The organism is Peptoniphilus sp. BV3AC2 (genome assembly GCF_000478945.1).
GTDB lineage: Bacteria > Bacillota > Clostridia > Tissierellales > Peptoniphilaceae > Peptoniphilus_B > Peptoniphilus_B duerdenii.
Genome location: NZ_AWXD01000007.1, coordinates 206,635 through 232,537, shown reverse-complemented (window position 1 = coordinate 232,537; position 25,903 = coordinate 206,635). Strand labels below are relative to the sequence as shown.

Annotated in this window: 23 protein-coding genes and 1 other RNA gene; all 24 read left to right on the top strand. The window is 34.8% G+C overall.

Annotation, left to right across the window (positions count from 1 at the left end; genetic code table 11):
• Nucleotides 1-200: 200 nt before the first annotated feature.
• The 24 genes from HMPREF1252_RS01760 (at nt 201) to HMPREF1252_RS01650 (ending at nt 25,903) form a co-directional block, all read left to right on the top strand.
• Complete coding sequence (locus tag HMPREF1252_RS01760) at nt 201-2,276, top strand: heavy metal translocating P-type ATPase (protein WP_023059127.1); 2,076 nt, start codon at nt 201-203, stop codon at nt 2,274-2,276.
• Between the two features lie 169 nt (nt 2,277-2,445).
• A complete protein-coding gene (gene ftsE, locus HMPREF1252_RS01755; protein WP_023058961.1) occupies nt 2,446-3,132 on the top strand; it encodes a cell division ATP-binding protein FtsE in 687 nt (228 codons plus the stop codon).
• Entirely contained in the window at nt 3,119-4,015 is an 897-nt protein-coding gene (gene ftsX, locus HMPREF1252_RS01750; RefSeq protein WP_023058987.1) for a permease-like cell division protein FtsX, read from the top strand. Before ftsE ends, ftsX begins: the two co-directional genes overlap by 14 nt.
• A 1-nt stretch (nt 4,016) precedes the next feature.
• Nucleotides 4,017-5,195, top strand: a complete 1,179-nt coding sequence (locus HMPREF1252_RS01745; RefSeq protein WP_023058944.1) for a murein hydrolase activator EnvC — start codon at nt 4,017-4,019, stop codon at nt 5,193-5,195.
• Between the two features lie 8 nt (nt 5,196-5,203).
• On the top strand, nt 5,204-6,370 hold the full coding sequence (locus tag HMPREF1252_RS01740) for a S41 family peptidase (RefSeq protein WP_023059109.1): 1,167 nt from the start codon (nt 5,204-5,206) through the stop codon (nt 6,368-6,370).
• A gap of 1 nt (nt 6,371) precedes the next feature.
• Nucleotides 6,372-6,947, top strand: a complete 576-nt coding sequence (locus HMPREF1252_RS01735) for a hypothetical protein (protein WP_023058938.1) — start codon at nt 6,372-6,374, stop codon at nt 6,945-6,947.
• 236 nt (nt 6,948-7,183) lie between these two features.
• Nucleotides 7,184-7,513, top strand: an RNA gene (gene rnpB, locus HMPREF1252_RS09180) — RNase P RNA component class A.
• A gap of 143 nt (nt 7,514-7,656) precedes the next feature.
• Complete coding sequence (locus tag HMPREF1252_RS01730) at nt 7,657-8,769, top strand: C40 family peptidase (RefSeq protein WP_023059053.1); 1,113 nt, start codon at nt 7,657-7,659, stop codon at nt 8,767-8,769.
• Between the two features lie 77 nt (nt 8,770-8,846).
• Nucleotides 8,847-9,023: a PspC domain-containing protein gene (locus HMPREF1252_RS01725; protein WP_023059006.1), complete on the top strand. Its 177-nt coding sequence runs from the start codon at nt 8,847-8,849 to the stop codon at nt 9,021-9,023.
• Between the two features lie 40 nt (nt 9,024-9,063).
• On the top strand, nt 9,064-10,074 hold the full coding sequence (locus HMPREF1252_RS09170) for a DNA repair exonuclease (protein ID WP_023059116.1): 1,011 nt from the start codon (nt 9,064-9,066) through the stop codon (nt 10,072-10,074).
• Nucleotides 10,064-12,349, top strand: a complete 2,286-nt coding sequence (locus HMPREF1252_RS01715) for an ATP-binding protein (RefSeq protein ID WP_023058967.1) — start codon at nt 10,064-10,066, stop codon at nt 12,347-12,349. The genes HMPREF1252_RS09170 and HMPREF1252_RS01715 overlap by 11 nt, the downstream gene beginning before the upstream one ends.
• The gene (locus tag HMPREF1252_RS01710; protein WP_023059078.1) at nt 12,346-13,026 is read left to right on the top strand and encodes a metallophosphoesterase; all 681 of its coding nucleotides are present in this window, start codon (nt 12,346-12,348) and stop codon (nt 13,024-13,026) included. Before HMPREF1252_RS01715 ends, HMPREF1252_RS01710 begins: the two co-directional genes overlap by 4 nt.
• A complete protein-coding gene (locus HMPREF1252_RS01705; protein ID WP_023059096.1) occupies nt 13,017-13,556 on the top strand; it encodes a class IV adenylate cyclase in 540 nt (179 codons plus the stop codon). Before HMPREF1252_RS01710 ends, HMPREF1252_RS01705 begins: the two co-directional genes overlap by 10 nt.
• A 50-nt stretch (nt 13,557-13,606) precedes the next feature.
• Nucleotides 13,607-15,931, top strand: a complete 2,325-nt coding sequence (gene ppsA, locus HMPREF1252_RS01700) for a phosphoenolpyruvate synthase (RefSeq protein WP_023058962.1) — start codon at nt 13,607-13,609, stop codon at nt 15,929-15,931.
• A gap of 173 nt (nt 15,932-16,104) precedes the next feature.
• Nucleotides 16,105-16,419 carry a hypothetical protein gene (locus tag HMPREF1252_RS01695; protein ID WP_023059115.1) on the top strand — a complete coding sequence of 105 codons (315 nt, stop codon included), beginning with the start codon at nt 16,105-16,107 and terminating at the stop codon, nt 16,417-16,419.
• 2 nt (nt 16,420-16,421) lie between these two features.
• Complete coding sequence (locus tag HMPREF1252_RS01690; protein WP_008902613.1) at nt 16,422-17,453, top strand: V-type ATPase subunit; 1,032 nt, start codon at nt 16,422-16,424, stop codon at nt 17,451-17,453.
• Entirely contained in the window at nt 17,444-19,375 is a 1,932-nt protein-coding gene (locus tag HMPREF1252_RS01685) for a V-type ATP synthase subunit I (RefSeq protein WP_023059055.1), read from the top strand. The genes HMPREF1252_RS01690 and HMPREF1252_RS01685 overlap by 10 nt, the downstream gene beginning before the upstream one ends.
• Nucleotides 19,375-19,794 (top strand): ATP synthase subunit C, encoded by a 420-nt coding sequence (locus HMPREF1252_RS01680; protein WP_023059025.1) that lies wholly within the window; start codon nt 19,375-19,377, stop codon nt 19,792-19,794. Before HMPREF1252_RS01685 ends, HMPREF1252_RS01680 begins: the two co-directional genes overlap by 1 nt.
• On the top strand, nt 19,794-20,099 hold the full coding sequence (locus tag HMPREF1252_RS01675) for a V-type ATP synthase subunit F (RefSeq protein WP_008902610.1): 306 nt from the start codon (nt 19,794-19,796) through the stop codon (nt 20,097-20,099). Before HMPREF1252_RS01680 ends, HMPREF1252_RS01675 begins: the two co-directional genes overlap by 1 nt.
• A gap of 10 nt (nt 20,100-20,109) precedes the next feature.
• Nucleotides 20,110-20,718: a hypothetical protein gene (locus HMPREF1252_RS01670; RefSeq protein WP_023058989.1), complete on the top strand. Its 609-nt coding sequence runs from the start codon at nt 20,110-20,112 to the stop codon at nt 20,716-20,718.
• Between the two features lie 8 nt (nt 20,719-20,726).
• Complete coding sequence (locus tag HMPREF1252_RS01665; protein ID WP_023058937.1) at nt 20,727-22,496, top strand: V-type ATP synthase subunit A; 1,770 nt, start codon at nt 20,727-20,729, stop codon at nt 22,494-22,496.
• Nucleotides 22,497-23,936, top strand: coding sequence for a V-type ATP synthase subunit B (locus tag HMPREF1252_RS01660; protein WP_023059017.1), 1,440 nt, complete (start codon nt 22,497-22,499; stop codon nt 23,934-23,936).
• Between the two features lie 16 nt (nt 23,937-23,952).
• Nucleotides 23,953-24,573, top strand: coding sequence for a V-type ATP synthase subunit D (locus tag HMPREF1252_RS01655; RefSeq protein ID WP_008902606.1), 621 nt, complete (start codon nt 23,953-23,955; stop codon nt 24,571-24,573).
• Nucleotides 24,574-24,973: 400 nt separating this feature from the next.
• The gene (locus HMPREF1252_RS01650) at nt 24,974-25,903 is read left to right on the top strand and encodes an ABC transporter permease (RefSeq protein ID WP_008902605.1); all 930 of its coding nucleotides are present in this window, start codon (nt 24,974-24,976) and stop codon (nt 25,901-25,903) included.

The following is a 25,903-nucleotide window of genomic DNA, read 5'->3' as shown; positions in this document are numbered from 1 at the left end:
ATTACACCTCTTAATCTTATTTATACCTTTTATAAATTGTAACATGTATAATATTTAATTCCAAAAGAGATAGAAAATAATTTTTATAAATTCCTTTAAGATTTTTAAAAAATCTATTGACAAGAGGGGAATAAAAATAGATAATGTATATATAAATACATGAACAATCATTCATATAATATTACTTACGAGGAGGACTTATGAAGACGAAATTTTATTTAAAAGGATTAAATTGCCCTAACTGTAGCGCAAAGATCGTCGACGATATAAAAAAATACGACGGCATCAATAATGTTAATTACGATCTTATAAATGAGATGCTCTACGTAGAGCATGAAAAAATAGAAGATTTGCATAAAAAGATAGAGGACTCTGTAAATAAATTTGAAGATGGAATTGAAGTTTTACTAGCAGATAATAATTCTCAAAAAAATGATGAAGAAGACGATGAAAAAGAAGACTTCAAAAAAAATATAATTATTTACAGTTTCGTTCTACTGATGTTAATCGTAAATCATTTTGTAGATTACAATTTAAATGTTAAAAAGATTGTCTACTTAGCCCTCTATGTTGTAGTGGGATATGAAGTAGTATTCTCTGCCTTTAAAAATATTTTAAAGGGACAGATTTTCGACGAACAATTTCTAATGATGATTGCGACATTTTCAGCGATAGCCATTGGAGAATATCCAGAAGCAGTAGCGGTTATGTTATTCTATTCAGTTGGAGAACTTCTACAAGATATCGCCCTTGATAATTCTAGAAAAAATATTAAATCAGCATTGGAAATCAAACCAGAATTTGCAAATGTTTTGGACGACAAGGGAAATTTAATTACCTACAAACCAGAAGATGTAAAGGTTGGTGAAATAATTCTAGTTAAACCGGGAGAAAAAGTGCCACTTGATGGTGAAATTATAGAAGGAGAATCCTACTTAGATACTTCTATCTTAACTGGTGAATCTGTGCCGATTAAAGCAGTGGTGGGAGAAGAACTAAAGAGTGGATCTATTAATAAATCCCATGCAATAAAGCTCAGAGTTACTAAGGAATACTCCGATGGAGCAATTGCAAAGATCATAGACATGGTAGAAAATGCCAGCCAAAGAAAGGCAAATGTTGAAAGAAAGATTACAAAATTTGCAAAGGTCTACACTCCAGTGGTATGTGCAATCGCGCTACTTTTAGTTGTATTTGGACCGAGCCTATTTAAGATTGAACTTAGAGAAGCTGTGTATAGAGCCTGCGCATTTCTAGTTATTTCATGCCCATGTGCCTTTATAATTTCCGTTCCTCTTGGAATATTTGGAGGAATCGGTGCTGCATCCAAAAACGGTGTCTTTGTAAAAGGCGGAAACTATTTGGAAGCTCTTAAAGATGTAGGAATATTCGTATTTGATAAGACAGGTACCATCACAAAAGGTGTGTTTGAAGTTTCAAATATAAAATCCTATGAAGGATTTAGTGAAGAAGATGTGCTCGAGATTGCTGCAGCTGGTGAAATGTCAAGTAACCATCCAATCGCAAAGGCAATTGTAAGAAAGAGTAAAAATAAAATAAATATTAACGACGTGGTTGATTTTGAAGAAGTGCCTGGAAAGGGAATAAAGTACATCCTCGATGGCAAAGAAGTGTTGGTAGGAAATAATAAGATCGTCGATGCAGAAGAAGTAGAAGGCACAAATATTTTTGTAAGCTATGACAAAAAATTAATCGGCGAAATTACAGTTTCAGATATTATAAAACCAGAAGCAAAAGATTTTATAAACTCTCTAAAGAAGAATAATATCAAAACCTACATGCTATCTGGAGATGAAGTGACAGTGACAGAAAATGTTGCAAAAGAAGTGGGAATCGACCATGCAATTGGAGGATTACTTCCGGAAGATAAGGTAGCAGAACTTATAAAGATCAAGGAAAGAGAAAAGAAACTTATCTCATTCGTAGGCGACGGAGTAAATGACAGTCCTGTTATCGCAGTGTCAGACATTGGAATTTCGATGGGAATGAGCGGATCAGATATAGCTGTTGAAGCTTCAGACATAGTTATCTTAAAAGACAATTTAAATAAGATAATAGACGGAATTAAGATTTCTAGAAACACTGTAAATATTGTAAATCAAAATATAATTTTGGCATTTGCAGTCAAGGTTCTAGTACTTGGACTTGCAGGACTTGGTTATGCATCCATCTGGCTTGGAGTCTTCGCTGATGTTGGGGTAGCACTACTTGCGGTACTAAATGCCCTTAGAGCATTAAAACCAAAATTAAACTAAACAATAAAATTATCATTAAAAAATTTATAAGAGCACCTGCCTAGGCGGGTGTTTTCTTTTGTGTCAAAAGATTGATATAATAAACTGAAACTATTGTCAAATCATAGTTTTTAAAATAAAACTAAACAAAATCGGCAATTTACTATATAATGTTTAGTGAGGAGAATTTATGATAGTATTTGAAAATGTATTTAAAGAGTATCCGAATGGATCATTAGCCCTACAAAATATAAACTTGAATATACCTGAGGGAGACTTTGTATTCTTAGTTGGATCTTCCGGAGCAGGAAAATCCACCATGATCAAGCTTCTTATCAGAGAACTTCAAGCGTCAAGAGGGAAAATTTTAATAGATGGAAAAGATATAACTAAGCTTAGAAAATCTAAAATTCCTGAATTACGCAGGGGAATTTCTGTAGTTTTCCAAGACTTTAGACTTATTCCTAATAAGACAGTGTACGAAAATGTTGCTTACGCCTTGGAAATAAGAGGATATTCAAAGAAAAATATCAAAGAAAAAGTAACAAGAGCGATTGAATTAGTCGGTCTTTCTGGCAAAGAACATTCAAAACCAGACGAACTATCCGGTGGCGAATCCCAAAGAGTTTCAATAGCAAGAGCGATTGTAAACGAAGCTCCAATCCTTGTTTGTGACGAACCTACAGGAAACTTGGACATTGAAACAGCATTTGAAATTATGAAGACCCTTGAAAATATAAATAAACAAGGCACCACTATAATAATGGCGACCCACGCTCAACAAATCGTAGACAGTATGAAGAAGCGTGTAATCACACTTAACGAAGGTAGAGTAATCTCAGATATAGAAAGTGGAGGTTACTATGAAGAAGTTTAGACAGTTTATAAATGTACTAAAGGACGCATTCAAAGGAATGTGGAGAAATAAAGCCATGGCTATAGCTTCTACCGTATCCATAGCGGCGATGCTAATCCTATTTGGAATGGTATTTCTTTCTGTGTTAAATGTAAACTCATTGGTATACCAAACCACAGGCAAGATAGACAAGGTTATATTTTATTTAAATGATGATATTAAAGAAGACCGAATAAATGAACTGATTTCAGAAATAGCTGAACATGAAAATGTAAAGAATATTTCCTATGTTTCTAAGGAAGAAGCAAAGGAACAGTACAGGGAATCATTAGAAGGTAAGGGCTATGTCCTTGACTCTCTAAAGAGAAATGTATTCCCTGCATCCCTTGTGGTAGTCATGGATTCATTAGAAGAATCTGAAACCATAATAGATGATATAAAGGATGAAGATGGAATAGAATCATATAATTTCCACGGAGACATCATAAACAAGATGCTAAGTGTGGAAAGAGGAATCAAAATCCTAGGGCTTGGAATAGTTTCCATCCTAGTATTTGTATCTGTGGTAATTATAAACAACACCATTAAAATTGCAGTATCCAATAGAAAAAGAGAAATCTCCATCATGAAGTACCTTGGAGCAACCGACTCATATATAAGAGGACCATTCCTAATAGAAGGATGTCTCTTCGGAGTCTTTGGAGCTTGCATATCCTACTTTGCAATCTACAAGGGATATGGAATAATTTACGATAAGTTTATGATTGAACTGATGAAAATGGACCTATTTATACTAAATCCTAAATTTATAAACATAGACATATTTATTATGTTCTTAGCAATAGGAGTATGTGTAGGCTACCTAGGTTCACTTTTCTCAACTAAGAAATTCTTGGACGTGTAAAATGAAATTTAAAAGATTTGCAGTATTTTTTCTTTCTTTTAGCTTGCTTGTAACATCGGTTTTTGCAAGCACAAAAGAATTAAAGAAGAAGCGAGATAGCAAAATAGATCAAAAGACTAAAATTGAACAGAAATTAAAAGAAACCAAAGAAAAAGTTAAGAAGAAAAATGCAGAAGCTTCAAATGTTGAAAAAGAAATTGAAAAGCTAGATGCGGAAATTTCAAAATACGATAATTCAATCTTCGATTTAAATCAAAAGATGGATGTTTTAAACGTAGAAATCGCAGCTAATGAAAAGAAACTTGACGAAGCTAACAAAAACCTGGATGCTGTACAGGATGAATTTGGTGAAAGGATGAGAGCATCCTATATGAACGGCAGAGTTGGATACTTAGAAGTTGTTATGAACTCTAAATCCATAGAAGATCTGCTAAACAATATAGAAATGGCGAAGAGAATTGCAGAATCTGACAAAAAGATGATTGATTATGTAGATTTTCAAATAACCCAAATCAAAGAAGCCAAAGAAAAACTAGTAGTTGCTCACCAAGAGCTGGATAACAGCAAGAGAGCATTGGAAGTACAAAGGGGCAAACTTGCTATTGCTTCTGAAAACAAAAGCAGGTACATGAAATCATTATTAAAAGATGTTGAAAAGTACAAACAAGAGTATGAAGCATCTGAAGCACTTTGGGCAAGCTTAGATAAAGAAATAGCAAACCTAAAAAAAGAAATACAATCTGCTGAAGCAAGAGAAAGTACATCTCAAAGGATGAACATCACCACTAGAGCGGGAGCATCACTTGGATGGCCTGTACCAGGTCACACTAGACTTTCTCGTGGATTTGGAATGATGAAGCATCCAATCCTAGGATATACGAAGATGCATACCGGTATTGATATACCAGCTCCAACTGGAACACCTGCACTTTCTGCAGCTAAGGGAACAGTATTAATGGCTAGGACCCTTGGATCATATGGAAATGTAGTAATGGTAGATCATGGAAGCACAGTAACAGTATACGCCCATCTATCTGTAATAAAAGTTAGACAAGGAGATAGGGTTGACAAGGGACAAGTGGTTGGATTAGTTGGCTCCACAGGACTTTCAACAGGTCCTCACCTACATTTTGAAGTAAGAGTGAATGGAACTCCACAAAATCCACTTAACTTTGTATAGGAGAAAATATGAAAAAATTTCTAAAATTTGTACTAGTAGTTCTACTAATAATAGGAACCAATATTATAACCTTTGGTTTTGTCACCAAGAACTTCCTCGGAGCGGAAGATCAAGAAAAATTCTTGAAGCTAAAACTCGTAGAAAACAAAATAAAGAAGGACTATCTCTATGAAGTAAAGGACGAAGACCTAAGGGATGGCGAACTCAAGGGAATGGTTGCAGCTCTAAAAGATCCATATTCAGAATACTTAACAGAAGAAGATCTAAAGGAAATGAACCAAGAAACAACAGGCTCCTTCTACGGAATAGGATTTACAGTATTTAAGAATGAAAACAATCAAATAGAAGTAGTAAGTCCGATTAAAGGAACTCCTGCAGATAAAGCTGGAATAAAACCAAAGGATATCGTCGTAAAAGTAAATGGCAAACCATTTACAGGCGACGAAATGAAGGACGCAATAAAGATAATAAAAGGAGAAAAGGGAAGCAAGGTTCACCTAACTATTTACAGACCATCTACAAAGAAGACTTTGGAGATGGATGTAGAAAGAGATGAAATCAAAATAGAAACCGTAATCTCTCACAAAATAGAAAATCTAGGATATATTGGAATCATACAATTTAATGATCACACAGACGAAGAATTTAAAACTCACCTAGATAAATTAAAAAAAGAAAATGTAAAGGGACTAATCCTTGACTTAAGAGGAAATCCAGGAGGCACAGTATCCTCAGTAGTAAAGGTAGCGGATATGCTCCTACCAGAAGGCACCATAGTCTCAGCAAAGGATAAAAACCACAAAATAGTATTCGAATATAAATCAGATAAGGACCAATATGACAAACCAATAGTAGTCCTTATAAATGAAGGATCAGCCTCAGCATCAGAGATACTTTCTGGAGCGATAAAAGATTTCAAGAGAGGAAAACTTGTAGGAGCTAAGAGTTTTGGTAAAGGAATCGTACAAACAGTATTTCCATTCCAAGACGGCACAGGAGTTAAACTTACCACATCAGAATACTTCACACCATCTGGAGAAAATATCCATAAAATAGGAATAAAACCAGACATAGAAGTAAAATTAAAAGAAAATGTAAAAGGAATCGGCTATGAATTCTTGAAGCAAGACACACAACTTCAAAAAGCCATAGAAGTTTTAAAGAAAGAAGTGTAGTATGAGACCTATTTTAGCATTTCTCCTAACAATTATAATCTCAAACGTTCTTGAGGCTGGACTAAATAGGGCGAAGAACAATAAAAAAAATTTAACTGGTAAAGATAAAGACAAAACTTCCATCGATAAAATAAAGAAAGATCAAGAAGAGAGAAAAAACTCTTTTAAAGATATTCTAAAAGAAATAACTAAGGAGATTGAAGAAGAATCCAACAAACACGCAGAGATTAAGACGAACTATCAAAGGGAATCTTTCAATTCCTTGGGAGAAGCATTAGGACTTAAAAATAAAAAGAAAAAGAGCATTGTAAAGAAAGACACTGACTTAGAAGTAAAATCTAAGGATAATATGAAACCTGAAGATCTAAAACCACAGGACCTTACCAGTGGAGTGGTCGACTACGAAAAAGACTACAAGGGTTCATTAAATGAAGATATAAAAGATTACAAGACCATAGAAGAGGACAGTTTTTATGGCGACTTGATGGAAGAATCAGATGAAGATATAAGACTAGAACATCTAAGAGAAGCTGTGGTTATGAAAGAAATCTTGGATAAACCAGTTTCAATGAGATGAATAAAAATATTGCAGGGGAGACCCTGCTTTTTTTATAGTTAAATTTAAATTTTAATTTTCAATTTTTTTAATTAAATAGTAGAAAATATTTTTATAGAAAATATAAGTAAGGGGAAATTCCTTAATAAAAATAATATTTAAGGACAAAAAAATCTATAAAAATTGTAGAAACTCAAAAAAATCTTCTAAAAGGTTACAAAATATTGAAAATAAAATTTCTATCTGATAAAATTTTAAGAGTAAATCCATCGATCGCAGGAAACTGAGGAAAGTCTGCGCTCCACAGAGCAAGGGTGCCGGTGAGAGACCGGTGGAGGCGACTCTAAGGCTAGTGCAACAGAGATATACCGCCACACACGTGGTAAGGGTGGAAAGGTGAGGTAAGAGCTCACCAGAGGTATAGAGATATACCTGCTATGTAAACCCCACTCGGAGCAAGACCAAGTAGGAGTAAAAAGCGTTGCTCGCGCTTTCCGGGAATGGTAGGTCGCTTGAACCAATTGGTAACAGTTGGTCTAGATAGATGATCGAATAAACAGAACGCAGCTTATAGATTTACTTGACAGATGATTCTGTCAATACATATTTACTTAATAGTTAAGAGATTATTAAAATTTCTTAACTATTTTGTAACTTTTTATTGATTTTTTGTTACCGCTTTGTTATACTATGAACAGTGAAATAATTTAAGGAGTGAATATATTAAGTTATGAATAAAAAAACAACTGTCGCAGCATTGACATTATGCTTGGCAGCAGCTCTTGGAGCACGCGATACTGGAGTTTTCATAAATGAACATGTTCAGACTACCTATTCAGGTAATAAAATATACTTTGAACTAGAAGAAAAGGCAGAAATCTTACAAGAAGTTGAAGGTGGATACCTAGTTAAAAAAGGACCAGCTAGAGTAACTGTTCCAAAGGACAAAGTATTAATAACTGAAAAAGATATAACTACATATACAGTTAAAAATCCAACTACACTTAAGGACGCTTCTGGTAATATCTTAAGAAACCTATTCGTTGGCGAAGTTGTAACTGTAATTTCAACTGACGAAAACACTGTGCTTGTACAAACACAAGACAATTTTAAAGGCAGTGTTTCTAAATCAGCGCTTACATTAAAAGAAGAAACTTCTAAAGAAAATGTAACTGTAGCTACTTTAAAGACAAAAGCTAAGGCTACATCAAAAGATGGAAGTATCGATTTAAAAGCTGGAGATAAAGTAAATCTTGTAGATTATAGAAATAAATTCTTTGCTATAAATGTAAATGGTAAACTTTACAATCTAAGCCCTGCAGTTATAGATATCAAAACAGGTGAAACTTTAAACTTCACTGAAGAAAGTATCCAAGAAGATGAAGCAGAATTAGAAGAAATAGCTAAGAAAGGAAGCACAAACCAATTTGACGGTATAGTAACTTTCAAAGATGGCAAGGCATCTGACATGGCTAACAAGGCTGTAGCAATAGCTCTAACTAAGCTTGATACTCCATATGTATATGGTACAGCTGGAAACGGATCATATGACTGCTCAGGTCTTATGTATGACATTTACAAGAATACATTTGGAATAAATATGCCAAGAAGTTCTCGTGAACTTTCAGGATTTGGTACACAAATTGCAAAAGAAGATTTAGTTGCAGGAGACTTAGTATTCTTTGCTACCACATCTTCAAATCAAGTTTCTCACGTAGGAATGTACATTGGTGAAGGTAAATTTGTGCATGCTTCATCAGGTCAGAAAAAAGTTGTAATTAGTTCACTTAACGAAAAGTACTATGGAACTCGTTATGTAAACGCAACTAGAATAGCAAAATAACATAGACAAATTAAATCCTAGGAATCTAGGATTTTTTTATTTTTAGGGTATAATTTACTTATAAAAGGAGGAAAATTATGAACTTACACAGATCATCAACAGATAGAGTATTTGCTGGAGTATGCGGAGGTATTGCTGAAACATTTAATATAGATTCCTCTACAGTTAGACTTATAACCGTGCTTTTATTTTTATTTGGCGGCATGAGCCTATGGGTATACATCATTGCAGCATTACTTTTACCATTAGAATAAGGAGCTAGGCTCCTTTTTTTATGAAAATATAAGGAGTAATATGAAACTAATACACACTGGGGATTTACATTTAAAAAAATCCTTTAATAATATAAATTTTGATAAGAAACTAAGACAAGAAGATCTTTGGATCACTTTTGAAAATATTGTAAAAGCTTCAAACGATGTGGACTTTCTGCTTCTATGTGGAGATCTATACGAAAGGGAGTTCTTTACTCTTTCTGACCTCAAGAGATTCTTCCAAACATTGGCAAGCACAAGTGCAAGAGTCTTACTCTGCTTTGGAAACCACGACTTCATCGTAGATAGAGAAGTTCTAGACATAGTAGATATTCCAGAAAACGTATATATTTTTGGAAATAGTCTAGATTATTTTGAATTTGAAGATACGAGGTTCTACGGATTTTCCTGGGACAGAGACTCTGATCCAAAAATCGATTTAAATATTAATTTAGACCATAATTTTACGAATATACTTATGATTCATGGTTCCTATGAAGACATGGATAAATATTTTAGTTTTACAAAGGAAGACATATCAAGGTACGATTTCGTTTTCTTGGGCCATATTCACAAGAGCTGTGAACCTGCAAAAAACGTCTACTATTCAGGAAGTCCAGAAGGTCTTAGCTTTTCTGAAACAGGAGATAGAACTTATAATCTTGTAAATATTGTGGATAAAAATATAATTCTTGAAAAGATAAAATCCAATCGTAGAAATGTTGTAAATGAAAAGATAGATGTGACGGGTGTTGAACTTTATAAACTTATAGATAGAATTTCTAAGTTTAGTGATGAAGATGTAGTTCGCATCGAACTTATGGGCAAGGCGGAAAATCCTAAGTATTTCTTCGAAACTCTAAATGAAAGATTTCCAAATATCGTTTTTTCTGATCAAATGGAGATGAAGGTGAACCTAGAAGAGATTATAGAGGGAAATCAAGATAATTTCTTAGGTAAGTACTTGGAAAAGTTAAGTCTTGATAAACCATTGGAAAGAAGGGCAATAGAAATCGGATTGGAACTTCTGGGTGATTATAATGAAATTTAAAAAGATTGAACTTAAATCATTTGGAAAATTTAATAACGAGACTTTAGATTTTGAAGATGGCTTCAACTTCATCTATGGAGAAAACGAAGCGGGTAAATCTACTATGGAATCAGCAATCTATGGACTTTTCTATGGATTTTCAAAAGATTCTATAAAGAGAAGGCTCTATGACGATAAATTTGAAAATTATAGGCCTCTTTTAAGAGGAGAATATCACGCGAACATAGAATTTACCGATGAAAAAGATTTTAGAATCGAAAGAGATTTTGCCTCAGAAAATGTAAAGGTACTAAATTTAACAGATTCAGAAGATATCTCAGACGATATTGAATTTAACAAGTACTCCAGAATCAAACAACCGGGAGCCAAGTTCATTGGCATGAGCTCATCCATATTCAAATCCACATTTTTTGTAGAGTCGGATGCCATCGCACTGGTTGAGAGTCTTAGAACAGAGTTAAGAGACCTTATTCTAGAAGTTAGTAGCACCATGGATATATCTAGATCCACTTCAGTTGCATTAAAGGAGATGGATTCTAGAATAAAATCTCTTGGAAATGAGAGTTTAAAAAGCTCTAAACTTGGTGCTCTTCAAGTAAAGGTGGATAGACTTTTAAAAGAGAAACTAGAGCTTGATGAAAAATCTGAAAAGTATAATTCCTACCTAAAAGACTTAGAAGATCTCTACAAAAGAAATAAATCATTGGATGAAGAGTTAGTTCTTTGCAACAAAAAATCTGAATACGAAACCTACAAGGAAGTTGAAAGACTTAAAAAAGAAATCGAAAGGATTAGAGAACTTAAAAATCTAGACATCCATCGTTACGAAAAACTTTTGGATTTAAATGATAGACTTAAGAGAGTATTTAGCGAGATTGACGAAGTAAATCTAGAACTGAAACAGAAAAAAGTCGAAACACTTACCAGTAGCGTCAAGAGAGACTACGAAAATCTCCGCAAAAGTTTAAATAGATTACAGGAGTTAAACAGCAGGAACTACTCAAGAGAGATTGCAAATATAGCCCATGACGTAGAAAATTTAAAAATAAAGGAAAAATTCCTCTACCTACTATTTGTAATTCTAGGGGTTATATCTATTGGAATTGCTGTAGCTTCTTTTAAATTTAAAATTTACTATCTATTAATTTTACTTCTGCCAATAGCTTTCTATTTTCATTTAAGAATAGTTAAATTTAGGGTAAACCATGGACTCATTCGTTCGCTGATCTCGAGAATGGACGCTTTGAGAAGACTATCTCAAGATAAAACCATTGAAAAAAGAGAGATGGATACTCTTTTCTCAGCCCTATCTTCAAAATATTCTGTGAAGACATCAGAGCTTGAAGATACTTTAATAAATCTAATGAGAGACGAAAGCATCAATGATTATAAAAAATCTCTTAGAGACAAAAATTATGAAGACAATCTAGAAAAATTAAATAGACTTAAAGAATTAAGAGATAAACTTCAATCAGAACTAGATAATAATCTTAGAATGGAAGAGGTTTCAAACCTTGATGAACTTCGTGAAAAGTTCAAAAACTCAGCCACAGAAGAATCTGTAAATAATAGAATAAGAGAACTTAACAGAGCAATAGAATTTCATCTAAATGGAAAGAAATTTGAAGATTTAAATAGAGAAGTGGTAAGTACAGACTTTGATTTCGAAACATTGAGAAAAGAAAAGAGAGAAGTTGAACTAAATATCTCCAAAAACGAAATAAATATTCAAAACTTGGATCTAAATTTAAACAGAATCCAGGAGATTGAAGGAGAGATCGAAGACCTTCGAGGCTCCATGGAAGATTTAAATTTCGAAAGAGAAGCACTGGAACTTTCAAAATCAACACTTCTTAGGGTTATGCTTGAAAACAAAGAGGACAACCTACCTAAGATAATCGAAAAGACTTCTCTTTATTTTAGAGAAATAACAGAAGACAAGTACGAATACGTAATGATAGATGACGATTTGAACCTCTCAGTAAAATCAAGAGATCTAGGCATTACAATCGATGAGAAAAACCTAAGCACAGGCACCATCGGTCAGCTCTACCTTTCATTTAGACTTGCTCTAATTGAAATCATAAGCGAAGAAAAGATTCCTCTAATCATGGATGATGCGTTACTTACATTCGATGATAGAAGAGCTAGAACCACTATGAAACTTCTTAGAAAAATCTCAGAAGATCGCCAGGTGCTTTACTTCACATCCTCAACAAGGGACCTAAAAGTTGCGGATGAAATGAAAATAAATATATTGAGGCTAGAAAAATGATCTACGCAATAGCAGACCTACACTTAGACTCCAGTGGCGAAAAACCGATGGATATATTCGGTGAAAATTGGATAGGCCACGATAAAAAAATATTTGACTCATGGAATAAGAATATAAAAGAAGATGACTTAGTCTTGTTGCCGGGAGATATTTCCTGGGGACTTAAACTAGAAGATGCAAGGCGTGATTTAGAAATAATCGACTCTTTGCCTGGGACCAAGATCATCACCAAGGGCAATCACGACTATTGGTGGAGCTCCATGAGCAAATTAAATGCACTACAACTTAAGAAAACAATATTTTTAAATAACACTTCCTACGAATATAAAGGCATAGGCATATGCGGAACTAGGGGTTGGATGGACAAATCCAGCTCCGAATACAAATCCGATATGGAAAACATATATTTAAGAGAGATGGGAAGGCTTAGAAACTCAATAGAAAGTTCAAAAGCAGGAAGAAAGATCGTCCTTCTTCACTATCCGCCATTTGATGGAAATAAAAATCTAAATGATTTTGGTAAGATTGCATTGGAATATAAGGCGGAGGTTCTTCTCTACGGACATCTTCACGGCGAAGGACATAGGGAAGTGGTGGAAGGTAATTTCGATGGAATGGAAGTCATCTGCGTTTCATCTGACTTTATAAATTTCGAGGTAAAAAAGATATGGGACTAGAGCAAGAAGTAAAAATAATTGGGGCAGATTTAGAAAATATTGAAACATATTTGAAAAATAATGGTGGCATATATCTTGGTGAAGAAGACCAAGTAAATATACTTATAAATTCAAAATCACATCCAATTAAAAGTAGCACAGGATACTTTAGAATTAGGAAAACCCACTTTGTAGAAAGAAACGAAGATGAGATTGAACTGACCTTTAAAGAGAGGATAAAAGATAATAATCTTAGAAAAAGCGTTGAGCATACAGTCGTAATAAATGAACTGGAACCCATGATTGAAACGCTTAAACTGCTTGATTACGACAGTTTTGATAGTACTAAGAAAAATAGAAGATCCTACACTTACAAAGGGGCGAGATTTGATTTTGATACCCATGAAAAATCTGTGCTTCCATATCCTTATTTAGAAATTGAAGTAGAAGATAAAAATAAATTAGATGAACTTTTAAAAGAACTAAACATAAAGGATGAATTTGTATCCACACTTTCCATCAAGGAGTTAATCGAAAAAATAAAAGACTAGTGCAATAGATTTTTTTTGTGTTATAATAATATTGAAAGAGGAGGCTGAGGATGTCTTACAAATATATTAAATTTTTTAACGAGATCAAAAAAGATGATCTACCAGTAGTAGGTGGAAAGGGAGCAAACCTAGGCGAAATGACTGGAAATGGATTGCCAGTTCCTCCAGGATTTTGCGTAACCGCAGGAGCCTACAAAGATTTTATACATTATGCTGAACTTGACGAAGTAATTACATTTTTAATCGAATCACTAAATGTGGACGATGTAGAACAGCTAAACGACGTATCTAAAGAAATTAGACAAAAGATTATGGAAGCCCCAATACTTCCAGAACTTGAAGAAGAAATTAAAAAATCATATTTAGATTTTTCAAAATCTATAAATATGACAGATCCAGAAGTAGCTGTTAGAAGTTCAGCAACCGCTGAAGATCTACCAGATGCATCCTTTGCTGGTCAACAAGATACCTACCTACACATAAGAGGAGAAAAAGAACTCGTAAATCATGTTAAGATGTGTTGGGCATCACTATGGACCGGTAGAGCAATTTATTACAGAGAAAAACAACATTTCGATCATTTTGACGTGCTACTTTCTGCAGTAGTTCAAAAGATGGTAAATGCTAAAAAAGCTGGTGTAATGTTCACAGCAAATCCAATCAACAAGAGTACAGATGAGATGATGATCAATTCATCCTGGGGACTTGGTGAAGCGGTGGTAAGCGGAACAGTAACTCCAGACGAATATATAATCGACAAAAAAACAAAAGAAATCAAAGAAAAACACGTCGCTTCTAAACTATCAATGGTAGTTAAGAAGGAAGTTGGTGTTGGAACAGAAGTAGTAAACGTTGAAGACTATCTTGGAAAAGATGCAGTTGAAGCTGAATCTCTAACTAGAGAAGAACTAAATAAACTCATCGAAATGGGTCTAAAGATAGAAAATATTTACGGTTCAGTTCAAGACACTGAATGGGCGTTTGACAAAGATACAGGAGATTTTTATTTCCTACAATCAAGACCAATAACAACCATTGGTGGAGAAGAAAAAGAAGAAAAATTAATTCCACTTTGCAAGGGACTTCCAGCAAGCCCTGGAATCGGACGTGGAATAGTTAAAAATATTAAGAATTTAACAGAAATCTCTCAAGTTGAAGAAGGAGATATCCTTGTAACTGAAATGACAAATCCTGACATGGTACCAGCTATGAAAAAGGCTAGAGCCGTAGTTACAGACGAAGGTGGAAGGACTTGCCACGCAGCAATCGTATCTCGTGAACTACAAATTCCATGTATAGTTGGAGCAAAGAATGCAACACAGGTTCTTAAAGATGGAATAGAAGTTACAGTGGATGCAACTAGAGGAATAGTATATAAAGGAAATGTTCTAAACGAAGAAGTAAAAGTAGAAGAAAAATCTACTGAAAAAACTCAAACTGTTACAGCATACAATCCACCAATCACAGCAACAAAAATTTACATGAACCTTGGTGAACCAGATCTTGCGAATAAGTACAAAGACCTATCCTTTGACGGAATTGGTTTAATGAGAACTGAATTTATATTCACAAATATGATTGGTGAACATCCAATGTACCTACTCAAAACCGGTCGTGGAAATCTTATGATAGACAAACTTTCTGAAGGAATTTCAAAAGTAGCAACAGCTATCTTCCCAAGAAATGTGGTAGTTAGAATGAGCGACTTCAGAACCAACGAATTCAGAGGATTAAAAGGCGGAGACGAAGTAGAACCGATAGAACAAAATCCTATGATTGGTTGGAGAGGAGTATCCAGATATATTTCTCCAGAATACGAAGAAGGATTTAGACTAGAATGTAAAGCTATAAAGAGAGTGCGTGAAGAATACGGACTACACAATGTAATAGTTATGCTTCCTTTCGTAAGAACTCCAGATGAACTTAGAACAGTTAAAGCGATCATGGCTGAAGAAGGACTAAGACAATCAGATGGACTTAAGATATGGATCATGGCAGAAGTACCTGCAGTAGTATTTAGAGCAGAAGAATTTGCAGAATTAGTAGACGGATTCTCAATAGGATCAAACGACTTAACTCAACTTATAATGGGAGCAGACAGGGACAACGGAGTACTAAATAACATGGGTTACTTCGATGAAAGAAATCCATCTGTAAAGGCAGCCCTTAAGACACTTATCGAAGCTTGCAACAAAAAAGGCAAGACCTGCTCAATCTGTGGACAAGGTCCATCTCAATATCCTGAACTTGCAGAATTCTTAGTAGAATGTGGAATCACATCTATCTCTGTAAACCCAGATACAGTTGAATACACAAGAAGACTAATAGCCTCAGTAGAACAAAAACTTATTTTAAACAAAATAAGATCACTATAATAAAAAATTTAAAGAGTTCGGCGACGGACTCTTTTTAATTTAATTTTAATACTTGTTACTAATAAAATAAAAAATGGGTAAAATAAAAATATAGTATTACTGAAAATTACGGTAAGATATTCCTTGTATATATTTTTTTTAGGAGTATATTATTATAGGAAAGAGGGAATGGCATGAAAGATACTATTAACAGCATCTTAGACATAGAAGAGAGAACCAAGACCGTCATGGAAGAAACTGACGCAAAGATAAATTCCATGAAAGAAGATCTTCAAAAGAAACTCTCTCAAATGGAAAGTGAAGTTACAAAAGAAGCAAAGGACGAAGCTTCTCTTAAATTTTCTGAGATCATGGCATCTGCTGAAGAAGAAGTGAAGAAGAGAAAAGACGAAATTCAAAATGAACTTTCAAAGATTGATGAAAATTTTAAACTTCAAAAAGATGAACTGGTAGAAGAAGCATTTAAAAAATTTATATTGAAGGGATAGAAATGGGAGATTTCAATGCAGTATCAGCTAAAATGAGCAAGATGACTTCTGAATTTTTAACTGATAGGGACTATATAAGCATGTCTAGATTTCAAACCGTTTCTGAAATAATCACCTATCTAAAAGAAAACACAAAGCTATCATCCTACTTCGACGGTTATGAAGATTCCTACGAAGCAGAAAGAAAGCTGGATCTTTACAAGCTAGATCTTTTGACTAAGCTAAGACACTACTACAAAGGAAATTACTTAAACTTTGTAAATGCAGCTATTTCTGAATTTGAAATAGATGATATAAAAAGAGTCCTTAGGTATTTAAAGACAAAGGATGGCAGAAGAAGTTTAAAAGATAGACTGATAGTTCTAAATTCCGATAATTTAATAGAAGAAAATGACACGATAAAAACTTTTGTTGAAAAGTTAAAAGGCACCAAGTACTACAAAGTTCTGCGCCAATACGTAGACGATGCGGAGGATGTAGTGCTTTTTTATATGGAGATGAACCTGGACAAGCTCTACTATCAACAGCTAGTTGAAATTTCAAATACATTTTCAAAAGCTGAGAAGCAAAAAGTGGATGAAGTTCTAGGAGTTAAGATTGATCTCTTAAATATAACTTGGATATATCGTGGAATTAAGTACTATGGGTTAATGCCTGAGGAACTATTAAATTTTGCGGTAATCGGAGGAAAAGTTTTTAACTTCGATAGACTTAGAGAAATGGTATACATGGATATAGAAAAAGAGTTTGTTCCATATATTTTAAATTCCCATTATGAATTTCTATTCCAGGGTGAATCTCAGGATATCTACCTGGACAGAAGAAGTTCAAGATTTCTCTACTACACATGTAGAGAAGTATTTAAGAGAGACTTCTTTGATTTTTCAAAGTTCGCAGCATTTATGTACATCCTGGACTTTGAAGTTAAAGATATAAGAGGAATTATGGAGGCAACTAGATTTAATCTATCTCCAGGAGAAACTCTAAACTACTTGGTAAGAAGCTATAAAGGAAGTGAATTGACTTGGCTGTAGAAAAAATGAGAATAATGAATGTGGTCGCTCCACTGGAAGTAATGGAGAGTGTGGTCGTAGATATTCTAAAGACTGGTGCAGTAAGCATCATAAACTCACAAAATCAAATCGACAACAACGCCTTTACTTTCAATCTTGAAAATGAAAACAACCTTGAGCGAGCTATAGAACTAAATCATATAGCGCCTTTTGAAAGGGACTCAATGCTAAATGTAACCATAGAAAAGGCAAAAGAGATGGAAGAGTTCTTTGGCATAAAGGATCTAAAGGTTGACTACGACAGGATAGATATGGGAGTAGACTACGAAGCATTCTATGATGAAATCAAGTACAAATCCAAAAGATTAAAAGAAATCAGAGAGGATTTGAAAGTCATAGATGGAATAGAAGAAAACTACGACTATTTTAAAAATGTAAACATAGATCTATCCAAACTTTCTGATTTAAAATATTTTAAGGTAAGGTTTGGAATCCTTGATAAGGAAGCTAGATTTAGATTAAAGAAAAACTATGGAAATATTCTTGCGATGATATTTCACACTGCAACCATTGATGAAGGTGAAGTATATCTTGCAATCTTTCCAAAGGAAGTTGATAAGGAAATAGATAGAATCTTAAAGAGTCTAAATTGGGAAGATGTAGAAATCCTAGGAAGGTACAAAGGGACAGCAAAAGAAATCCTAGAAAATTTCGAATCAGAAAAGGAAGCTTTAAGAAAAGAAGAAAAAGAAATCCTAGAATACAGGGACAGTTTCTTAAAGAGCAATAGAGAAAAAGTAGAAACCGCCATAACATCCATGCTGATTTCAGAAAACATAGAAGATGTAAAGAGATTTATGGCAAAATCTAATAAGTATTTCTACCTATCAGGTTGGGTGAGTCTAAGGGATAAGGAAAGCATCGAAAAGATCTTATCCAAGTACGATGGACTACTTATAAGTTTTAAAGATCCTATAGAACAGGGCATCAAACCACCGACTAAACTTAGAAACTCAAATTTTTTTAAGCCCTTTGAACTTTTAGTAAACATGTATGGGGTTCCAAGCTATACGGAAAAAGACCCGACCCCATTATTTGCAATTACCTACATGCTACTTTATGGAGCGATGTTTGGTGATTTTGGACAAGGGGCAGTATTTTTCTTAGGGGGAATATTTTTATCTAAGAAGAACAAAGGCTTTGGAGGACTTTTAAAACGCCTGGGACTTAGCTCAGCAATCTTCGGTCTTCTATACGGATCCGTATTTGGAATGGAAGACTTAATAAAGCCAATTCTAATAAGACCATTTGAAAATATAAACACCACCCTTGGAGCAGCCATAGGTGTGGGGATCGTATTTTTAATAATATCTTATGCCCTTGGATTCATAAATAAAATAACGAATAAAGAGTATGAAGAAGCCTTCTTAGGCAAGGAAGGTCTAGCAGGATTTCTCGTATTCTTAAGTTTTGTAAATTTAGCAGCATCGAAAGTTTTAAATGTAAACATCGTTCCGACAAAACTATGTATCGCAATCATTGGAGTCTCACTACTTGCAATGATACTTTCAAAAGTAATCATGTCAGCTATAACAAAGAAAAAGATTGAGACAGAAGATGGGTACTATATAGGAGCTGTGTTTGGACTACTTGAAACCATACTGAGTGTAGTTTCAAATATAATTTCATTCATAAGGGTTGGAGCATTTGCCATAAACCACGTCGGACTATTCATCGCATTTAAAACCATTGGACAGATGATAGGCACCACTAGTGCGAATGTCATCTCACTTATAGTAGGAAATATTATAATAATAGGTCTAGAAGGACTTATAGTATTCATTCAAAGTCTAAGACTTGAATACTACGAAATGTTTAGTAAATATTACACAGGAGACGGATATGAATTCGTCCCAACAACAATACGTTTGGAGGATAAATAATGGAAAAAATAATAATCATAGCACTTATATTTGTGCTTTCAACTATCGCAACAGGAGTTTACTACATGTACAAAGGAACTTCTGTAGATGAAAAGAAACTTCGTATGTTTTTAAAATTCAACATGGTATTTTTCTTACCACTTATGTTTATGACAGTATTCACCCTTGTACCAGGATTTGTAAGCGCACAAACTGAAGGCGGATCATCACAAGGACTTGGATTTATAGCAGCAGGACTTTCAACAGGACTTGCATCTCTAGGAGCTGGCGTTGCAGTAGCAAACGTAGGTTCATCTGCCATCGGAGCAGTATCAGAAGACTCTAAAATACTTGGTAAAACTATGATTTTCCTAGGTCTTGCAGAAGGTATTGCCATCTACGGACTTATCATCTCAATTATGATTCTAGGTAGACTATAATGAAATCTCTTGTGATTTCTAGAAATAGAGATGTGACCACAGGACTTAGGTTATCTGGAATAGACGGCAAATTTTGCAAAGATGTAGAAGAGCTACGTACAAATTTCAAAAAATATAAAGATGATGATTCCATTGGAATAATAATTCTAACGGAGAGAGACTTCAATGAAATTAAAGAAGAAGTCATAGCAAAGAAATTAAGCGGCACTCTTCCTCTTGTAGTAACTATTCCTGGGCCTAAGGGAATCGAAGACAAGGACTTTATCCTAAGGTATATCAAAGAATCCGTAGGAATAAAGCTCTAAAGGGGGAAATATGATTTTACTTGAAAATAAAATTGCGATCTTTAATAAAATCGTGTATTTGGAAAGAGAAAAAGATTGTGAAGCGAGGATCGAAGCCACCAAAGAAGAGATAGAATCCACCCTACAAAAAAAGAAAAAAGAACTTCAAGATATGAAGAAAGAACTCATAGATAGAAGAATCTACCTAGCCAATGAAAAGAAGTATGAAATGATTGGCAAAGCCAACGAAATGAAGAGAATCAAGAAGCTTGAAAAGGCTGATGAACTCGTAGGTCTTCTAATCGATGGAGTCTATGAAAAGATAAAATCTTATGTAAAGGAAGATTCCTACAACGATGAACAGATTAATAGATTTAAAAAACTTTTGGACAATCTACAAGAAGGCAGCTACATCGTTCACGTTCTAGATGTGGATGTAGAACTTAAAAAATCTTTGGAAGATTTGGCAAGGGAAAAGGGAATCAAACTAAATTTTGTCTCATTAGATCCAAAAAAACTCGGTGGATTTATAATTCTTGACGAAGAAATGACATATAGCATCGACAAATCCCTTTACAAAATTCTCGATGATAATAGATACGAAATAGGCAAGATGCTTCACTTTGCACTCAAAGGTTAGGTGATATTTTGAAAGAAGGATTAATTAAATCAATAAATGGTCCGGTAGTAGTTGGAAAGAATATGGCGGATTTCAAAATGAGAGAGATGGTTGTAGTCGGTGAAAAGAAACTTATCGGCGAAGTCATAACCATCGAAAAAGATTTGGGAACCGTGCAAGTCTACGAAGAAACCTCCGGACTTAAAAGAGATGAAAAGATAATACCTACTGGAGCACCACTTTCAGTTAAGCTAGGACCTGGACTTATCTCAAATATGTTTGACGGGATCGAAAGACCGCTACAAAAGATAAAAGATGAACACGGCAACTTCATGCCAGAAGGAATCGGTCTTATATCCCTAGATGAAGAAAAACTTTGGGATGTAAAATTTGAAGTTAAGGTAGGAGATATGGTAGAAGGTGGAATGATTTTTGGAACAGTAAAAGAAACTGAAATCATCACCCACAGACTACTAATTCCAATAGACGTAAAAGGTAAGATTACCTCAATAGTTCCAGAAGGCAAATATAATATAGAAACAGAACTTTTGGAAGTGGAAGACGAAGACGGCGTAGTACATGGAGTTAAGATGTATCAAGAATGGCCAGTTAGAATTCCAAGACCTGTTAAAAATAGACTACCAATCGATAGACTACTTGTAACTGGACAAAGGGTATTCGATGTATTCTTCCCAATTGCAAAGGGTGGAACCACAGCGGTACCAGGTGGATTCGGTACAGGCAAGACCATGACCCAACACCAAATTGCTAAGTATTGCGACGCGGATATCATCGTCTACATCGGCTGCGGCGAACGTGGAAACGAAATGACAGAAGTACTAGAAGACTTCCCAAAACTAATCGACCCACACACCAATAAACCGCTAATGGATAGGACAATTCTTATTGCAAACACATCCAACATGCCGGTAGCAGCGAGGGAAGCATCCATCTACACAGGTGTAACCATTGCCGAATACTTCAGAGACCAAGGATACCACGTTGCACTAATGGGAGACTCCACATCAAGATGGGCAGAAGCACTTCGTGAAATCTCAGGTAGACTTGAAGAGATGCCAGCGGAAGAAGGATATCCAGCATACCTACCATCTAGAATTGCAGAATTCTATGAAAGGGCAGGATACGCGGAAACTCTTTCAAATAATGAAGGCTCAGTTACACTTATAGGAGCAGTAAGCCCTGCAGGAGGAGATTTCTCCGAACCAGTAACAGAAAATACCAAGAGATTCGTAAATGTATTCTTGGCACTTGATAAAGAACTTGCCTACTCAAGACACTATCCAGCCATAAACTGGATGAACTCTTACTCAGGCTATGTAAAGATGCTTAAGAATTACTACGACATGAATCTGGACGGAGATCTACCAGAACTTAGAGCAAAATTCTTAGACTTACTTCACAAAGAAGCAAAACTAAATGAAATAGTAATGCTCGTTGGAGAAGACGTGCTTCCAGATGATCAAAGACTCGTGCTAGAAATCTGTAGAGTAATAAAAGTTGGATTCTTGCAACAAAATGCTTTTAACCCAACGGACACCTATGTGCCACTTGAAAAACAGTTTGAAATGCTAAAGACCATAGATCTACTTTTTGAACTTGGAAATGAAGCAGTAGAAAAACAGATTCCAATTTCACAAATTAAAAATGACGCCCTCTACGGTAAGGTTATAAACATGAAGTACGACGTACCAAACGACGACCTATCAAAAATAGTAGAAATAAATAACGAAATCAAAGAATTTTATAGAAGATTAATAGATGAAAATGTAGGTGAATAGATGAAAAAGAATTATTTATTACTAGATAAAATAGAAGGCTCACTAATTGAACTTTCGAACCTTCATCATGTCTCCTACGATGAAGTAGTTGAAATAAAGACTAGGGATGGCAAGAAATCCATGGTGGGAACTGTAGTAAAGGTAGATGAAGACAAGGCAACTATCCAGGTCTTCGGTGACCTTCTAGGAAGTTCCACAAAGAACATGGAAGTAACCTTTGAAGCAAGGCCATTTGAAATACCACTAACAGATGAAGTCCTAGGAAGAGTTTTCGACGGACTTGGAAGACCAATAGATAAAGGTGGAGAAATCTACGCAGATAAATTCTACAACGTAAACGGAAGACCGATAAACCCAGTTGCAAGACTATATCCAAGAAACTTTATCCAAACGGGAATCTCAGCCATAGATGCACTAATGACGCTAATCCGTGGACAAAAGTTACCGATATTTTCTGGTTCAGGACTACCACATAATGAACTTGCAGCGCAAATCGTAAGACAGGCAAAAATCTCAAATGCAAGTGGAGAAGATAACTTCGCCATAGTATTTGCAGCCATAGGAGTTAAACATGACGAAGCAGATTACTTCCGCGAAGAATTCAACAACGCAGGAGTATCAGAAAATGTAGTTATGTATGTAAACTACGCAGACGATCCAATAATGGAAAGACTTATCGTTCCTAAATGTGCCCTAACCTGTGCAGAATACTTGGCATATGAATGTAATAAGCACGTGCTAGTAATCATGACAGACATAACATCCTACGGAGAAGCCCTAAGAGAAGTATCTTCATCAAGGGAAGAAGTTCCATCTAGAAAAGGATACCCAGGCCATCTCTACTCAGACCTTGCTATGCTATATGAAAGAGCGGGAATGATAAAGGGAATAGATGGATCAGTAACACTTATACCGATACTAACCATGCCAAATGATGATATCACCCACCCAATCCCAGACCTTACAGGATATATAACAGAAGGACAAATCGTACTTTCAAGAGATCTTCACGGCTCAGGAATTTATCCTCCTATCAACGTCTTGCCATCACTATCAAGACTAATGAAGGACGGAATAGGAGAAGGATACACGAGAGAAGATCATGCGGACCTATCATCACAACTCTTTGCATCCTACTCAAAGGTGCAAGAAGTAAGAGCCCTCTCACAAATAATCGGTAGAGAAGATCTATCCGATTCAGATAAGAAAATCCTAGACTTTGGAGACGAATTCGAAAAGAAATTCCTACGCCAAAGATTCGATGAAAATAGAAATATAGAAGAAACATTGGATCTAGGATGGGAACTTTTAAAGATATTGCCAGAAGAAAGCCTAGATAGAATAGATCCAGAACTAAAGAAGAAATATTTAACTAGAAAAGTAGAAGATAATAAAGAAACTCACGAAGAAGTAGAGACACCAAGTAAAGACAATAAATAGTAGAAGGTAGGATAAAATGGCAACCAAAGTAATACCTACAAAAGCAAATCTTTTACAGACAAAAGCGTCCTTGGAATTTGCGAAAAAAGGCTACGACCTACTGGATAAAAAACGGACCGTCCTTATAAAAGAGATGATGGATCTAAACAAAAAGGCAGCGGAAATACAGAATAAAATAGTAGTAGAATTTGCCAAGACCTATAGAGCACTAGAAGATGCAACTATCACAATGGGAACAGAATCAATTTTTGAAGTATCAAAAGCAGTGCCAATAGAAGACGACTACGAAGTAAAATTCAGATCCGTCATGGGAGTAGAACTTCCAAAGGTTAAGTACGAAGAAAAAGAAAGACGAGCAGAATATTCTTTCCATAGAACTACATCTGCCTTCGACGAAGCAAGTATCGACCTCCACGGAGTGAAGTACTTGATCTACGAACTAGCAGAAGTGGAAAACTCAGTATTTAAACTTGCCCAAGAAATAAAAAAGACACAAAAGAGAGCCAATGCCTTGGACAAAATACAGATTCCGAAGTACACAAAGATAGTAAAAGAAATCGAAAATATCTTGCAAGAAAAGGAAAGAGAAGATTTCTTTAGACTAAAAAAAGTAAAAGATAAGAAGAATAGAAAATAAAAGAAAAAAATAAAAAAATTTAAAGATTTGAAACTTAGAGCCAGATGGCTCTATTTTTTTATGCAAAACTTATAGTACAACCAGATATTATTTTGACTACAAATTTCTCCTAACAAAATTTATTTTATGTAGAAAATTTTTCTAATCGAACATTATCATTTATTAAAAAAATCATTAAATAAATAGTAACTATTATCATTTATCTCTTTAAATCGCAAAATTTAAAAAAATTACAAAACTTTTTTTGAATTATTTTTTTTGTATTCATTTTTAGGAATGCGATATCAATCGCTTACTATACATATTTTTCGCGAGAATTAGCCGTTTGATTGTTTACTTTTTAACACTTGCAATTTACCAAGTTAAAGTATATAATACATAACTATATTAGGAGGTTAACATGATAAAGTACATTTTTAAAAGAATATTACAGGCAATTGGGGTTATTCTTCTCGTAAGTATTATCACTTTTGTTCTTATGGACTTAGCTCCAGGAAGCCCTTTTGCCAGTGAAAAATCCCAATCACCGGAAGTTCTGGCTGCTCTAAATAAAAAGTACGGGCTAGATCAACCTAAGATGGTTCAGCTCAAAAATTTTATATTAAATGCTCTTAAAGGAGATTTTGGAGTTTCTTTAAAAATGCAAAAGAATAGGCCTGTTATTGACATCATAAAAGAGATGTTTCCAACCAGTGCCAAACTCGGACTTCTTGCACTTACATGGGCAACATTAGTTGGGGTTCCTCTAGGTTGTCTCGCTGCATATAACAGAGGTAAACCCGTTGATTCAATCCTGCGGGTGTTGACCACCATTGGTATTTCTGCTCCTGGATTCGTAGTTGCGACGCTTCTGCTTCTACTATTTGGAGTTAAGCTGAAGCTGCTTCCAACTATGGGGCTTGTAGGAATCAAATCCTACTTTATGCCGGTGTTTGCTCTAGGATTTTACTCTATGTGTTATATCGCTAGGCTGTCTAGGTCTTCCATGCTTGATGCCATTGGTCAAGACTACATCAGGACGGCTCGTTCAAAGGGTGTTTCCGAGTCTAAGATTCTTTTTAAACACGCTCTTAAGAATGCTTTTATACCTGTACTTACCTACTTAGGACCACTTACTGCTGGTATTATTACAGGATCTATGGTTGTTGAATCTGTATTTTCAGTACAAGGTATGGGCAGATATTTTGTAAACTCAGTTTTAAATAGAGATTATCCGATTATTATGGCTACCACATTATTATTTGCGACCTTGGTTGTTTTTATGAACATGGTAGTTGACATTCTATATAGATTTATAGATCCAAGAATTGACTTAACGAAAGGGGCTTAG

Bases quoted from the DNA above. Each gene is read 5' to 3' on its own strand.
- HMPREF1252_RS01760 (WP_023059127.1), top strand. From the start codon at position 201: ATGAAGACGAAATTTTATTTAAAAGGATTAAATTGCCCTAACTGTAGC.
- ftsE (WP_023058961.1), top strand. From the start codon at position 2,446: ATGATAGTATTTGAAAATGTATTTAAAGAGTATCCGAATGGATCATTA.
- ftsX (WP_023058987.1), top strand. From the start codon at position 3,119: ATGAAGAAGTTTAGACAGTTTATAAATGTACTAAAGGACGCATTCAAA.
- HMPREF1252_RS01745 (WP_023058944.1), top strand. From the start codon at position 4,017: ATGAAATTTAAAAGATTTGCAGTATTTTTTCTTTCTTTTAGCTTGCTT.
- HMPREF1252_RS01740 (WP_023059109.1), top strand. From the start codon at position 5,204: ATGAAAAAATTTCTAAAATTTGTACTAGTAGTTCTACTAATAATAGGA.
- HMPREF1252_RS01735 (WP_023058938.1), top strand. From the start codon at position 6,372: ATGAGACCTATTTTAGCATTTCTCCTAACAATTATAATCTCAAACGTT.
- HMPREF1252_RS01730 (WP_023059053.1), top strand. From the start codon at position 7,657: ATGAATAAAAAAACAACTGTCGCAGCATTGACATTATGCTTGGCAGCA.
- HMPREF1252_RS01725 (WP_023059006.1), top strand. From the start codon at position 8,847: ATGAACTTACACAGATCATCAACAGATAGAGTATTTGCTGGAGTATGC.
- HMPREF1252_RS09170 (WP_023059116.1), top strand. From the start codon at position 9,064: ATGAAACTAATACACACTGGGGATTTACATTTAAAAAAATCCTTTAAT.
- HMPREF1252_RS01715 (WP_023058967.1), top strand. From the start codon at position 10,064: ATGAAATTTAAAAAGATTGAACTTAAATCATTTGGAAAATTTAATAAC.
- HMPREF1252_RS01710 (WP_023059078.1), top strand. From the start codon at position 12,346: ATGATCTACGCAATAGCAGACCTACACTTAGACTCCAGTGGCGAAAAA.
- HMPREF1252_RS01705 (WP_023059096.1), top strand. From the start codon at position 13,017: ATGGGACTAGAGCAAGAAGTAAAAATAATTGGGGCAGATTTAGAAAAT.
- ppsA (WP_023058962.1), top strand. From the start codon at position 13,607: ATGTCTTACAAATATATTAAATTTTTTAACGAGATCAAAAAAGATGAT.
- HMPREF1252_RS01695 (WP_023059115.1), top strand. From the start codon at position 16,105: ATGAAAGATACTATTAACAGCATCTTAGACATAGAAGAGAGAACCAAG.
- HMPREF1252_RS01690 (WP_008902613.1), top strand. From the start codon at position 16,422: ATGGGAGATTTCAATGCAGTATCAGCTAAAATGAGCAAGATGACTTCT.
- HMPREF1252_RS01680 (WP_023059025.1), top strand. From the start codon at position 19,375: ATGGAAAAAATAATAATCATAGCACTTATATTTGTGCTTTCAACTATC.
- HMPREF1252_RS01675 (WP_008902610.1), top strand. From the start codon at position 19,794: ATGAAATCTCTTGTGATTTCTAGAAATAGAGATGTGACCACAGGACTT.
- HMPREF1252_RS01670 (WP_023058989.1), top strand. From the start codon at position 20,110: ATGATTTTACTTGAAAATAAAATTGCGATCTTTAATAAAATCGTGTAT.
- HMPREF1252_RS01660 (WP_023059017.1), top strand. From the start codon at position 22,497: ATGAAAAAGAATTATTTATTACTAGATAAAATAGAAGGCTCACTAATT.
- HMPREF1252_RS01655 (WP_008902606.1), top strand. From the start codon at position 23,953: ATGGCAACCAAAGTAATACCTACAAAAGCAAATCTTTTACAGACAAAA.
- HMPREF1252_RS01650 (WP_008902605.1), top strand. From the start codon at position 24,974: ATGATAAAGTACATTTTTAAAAGAATATTACAGGCAATTGGGGTTATT.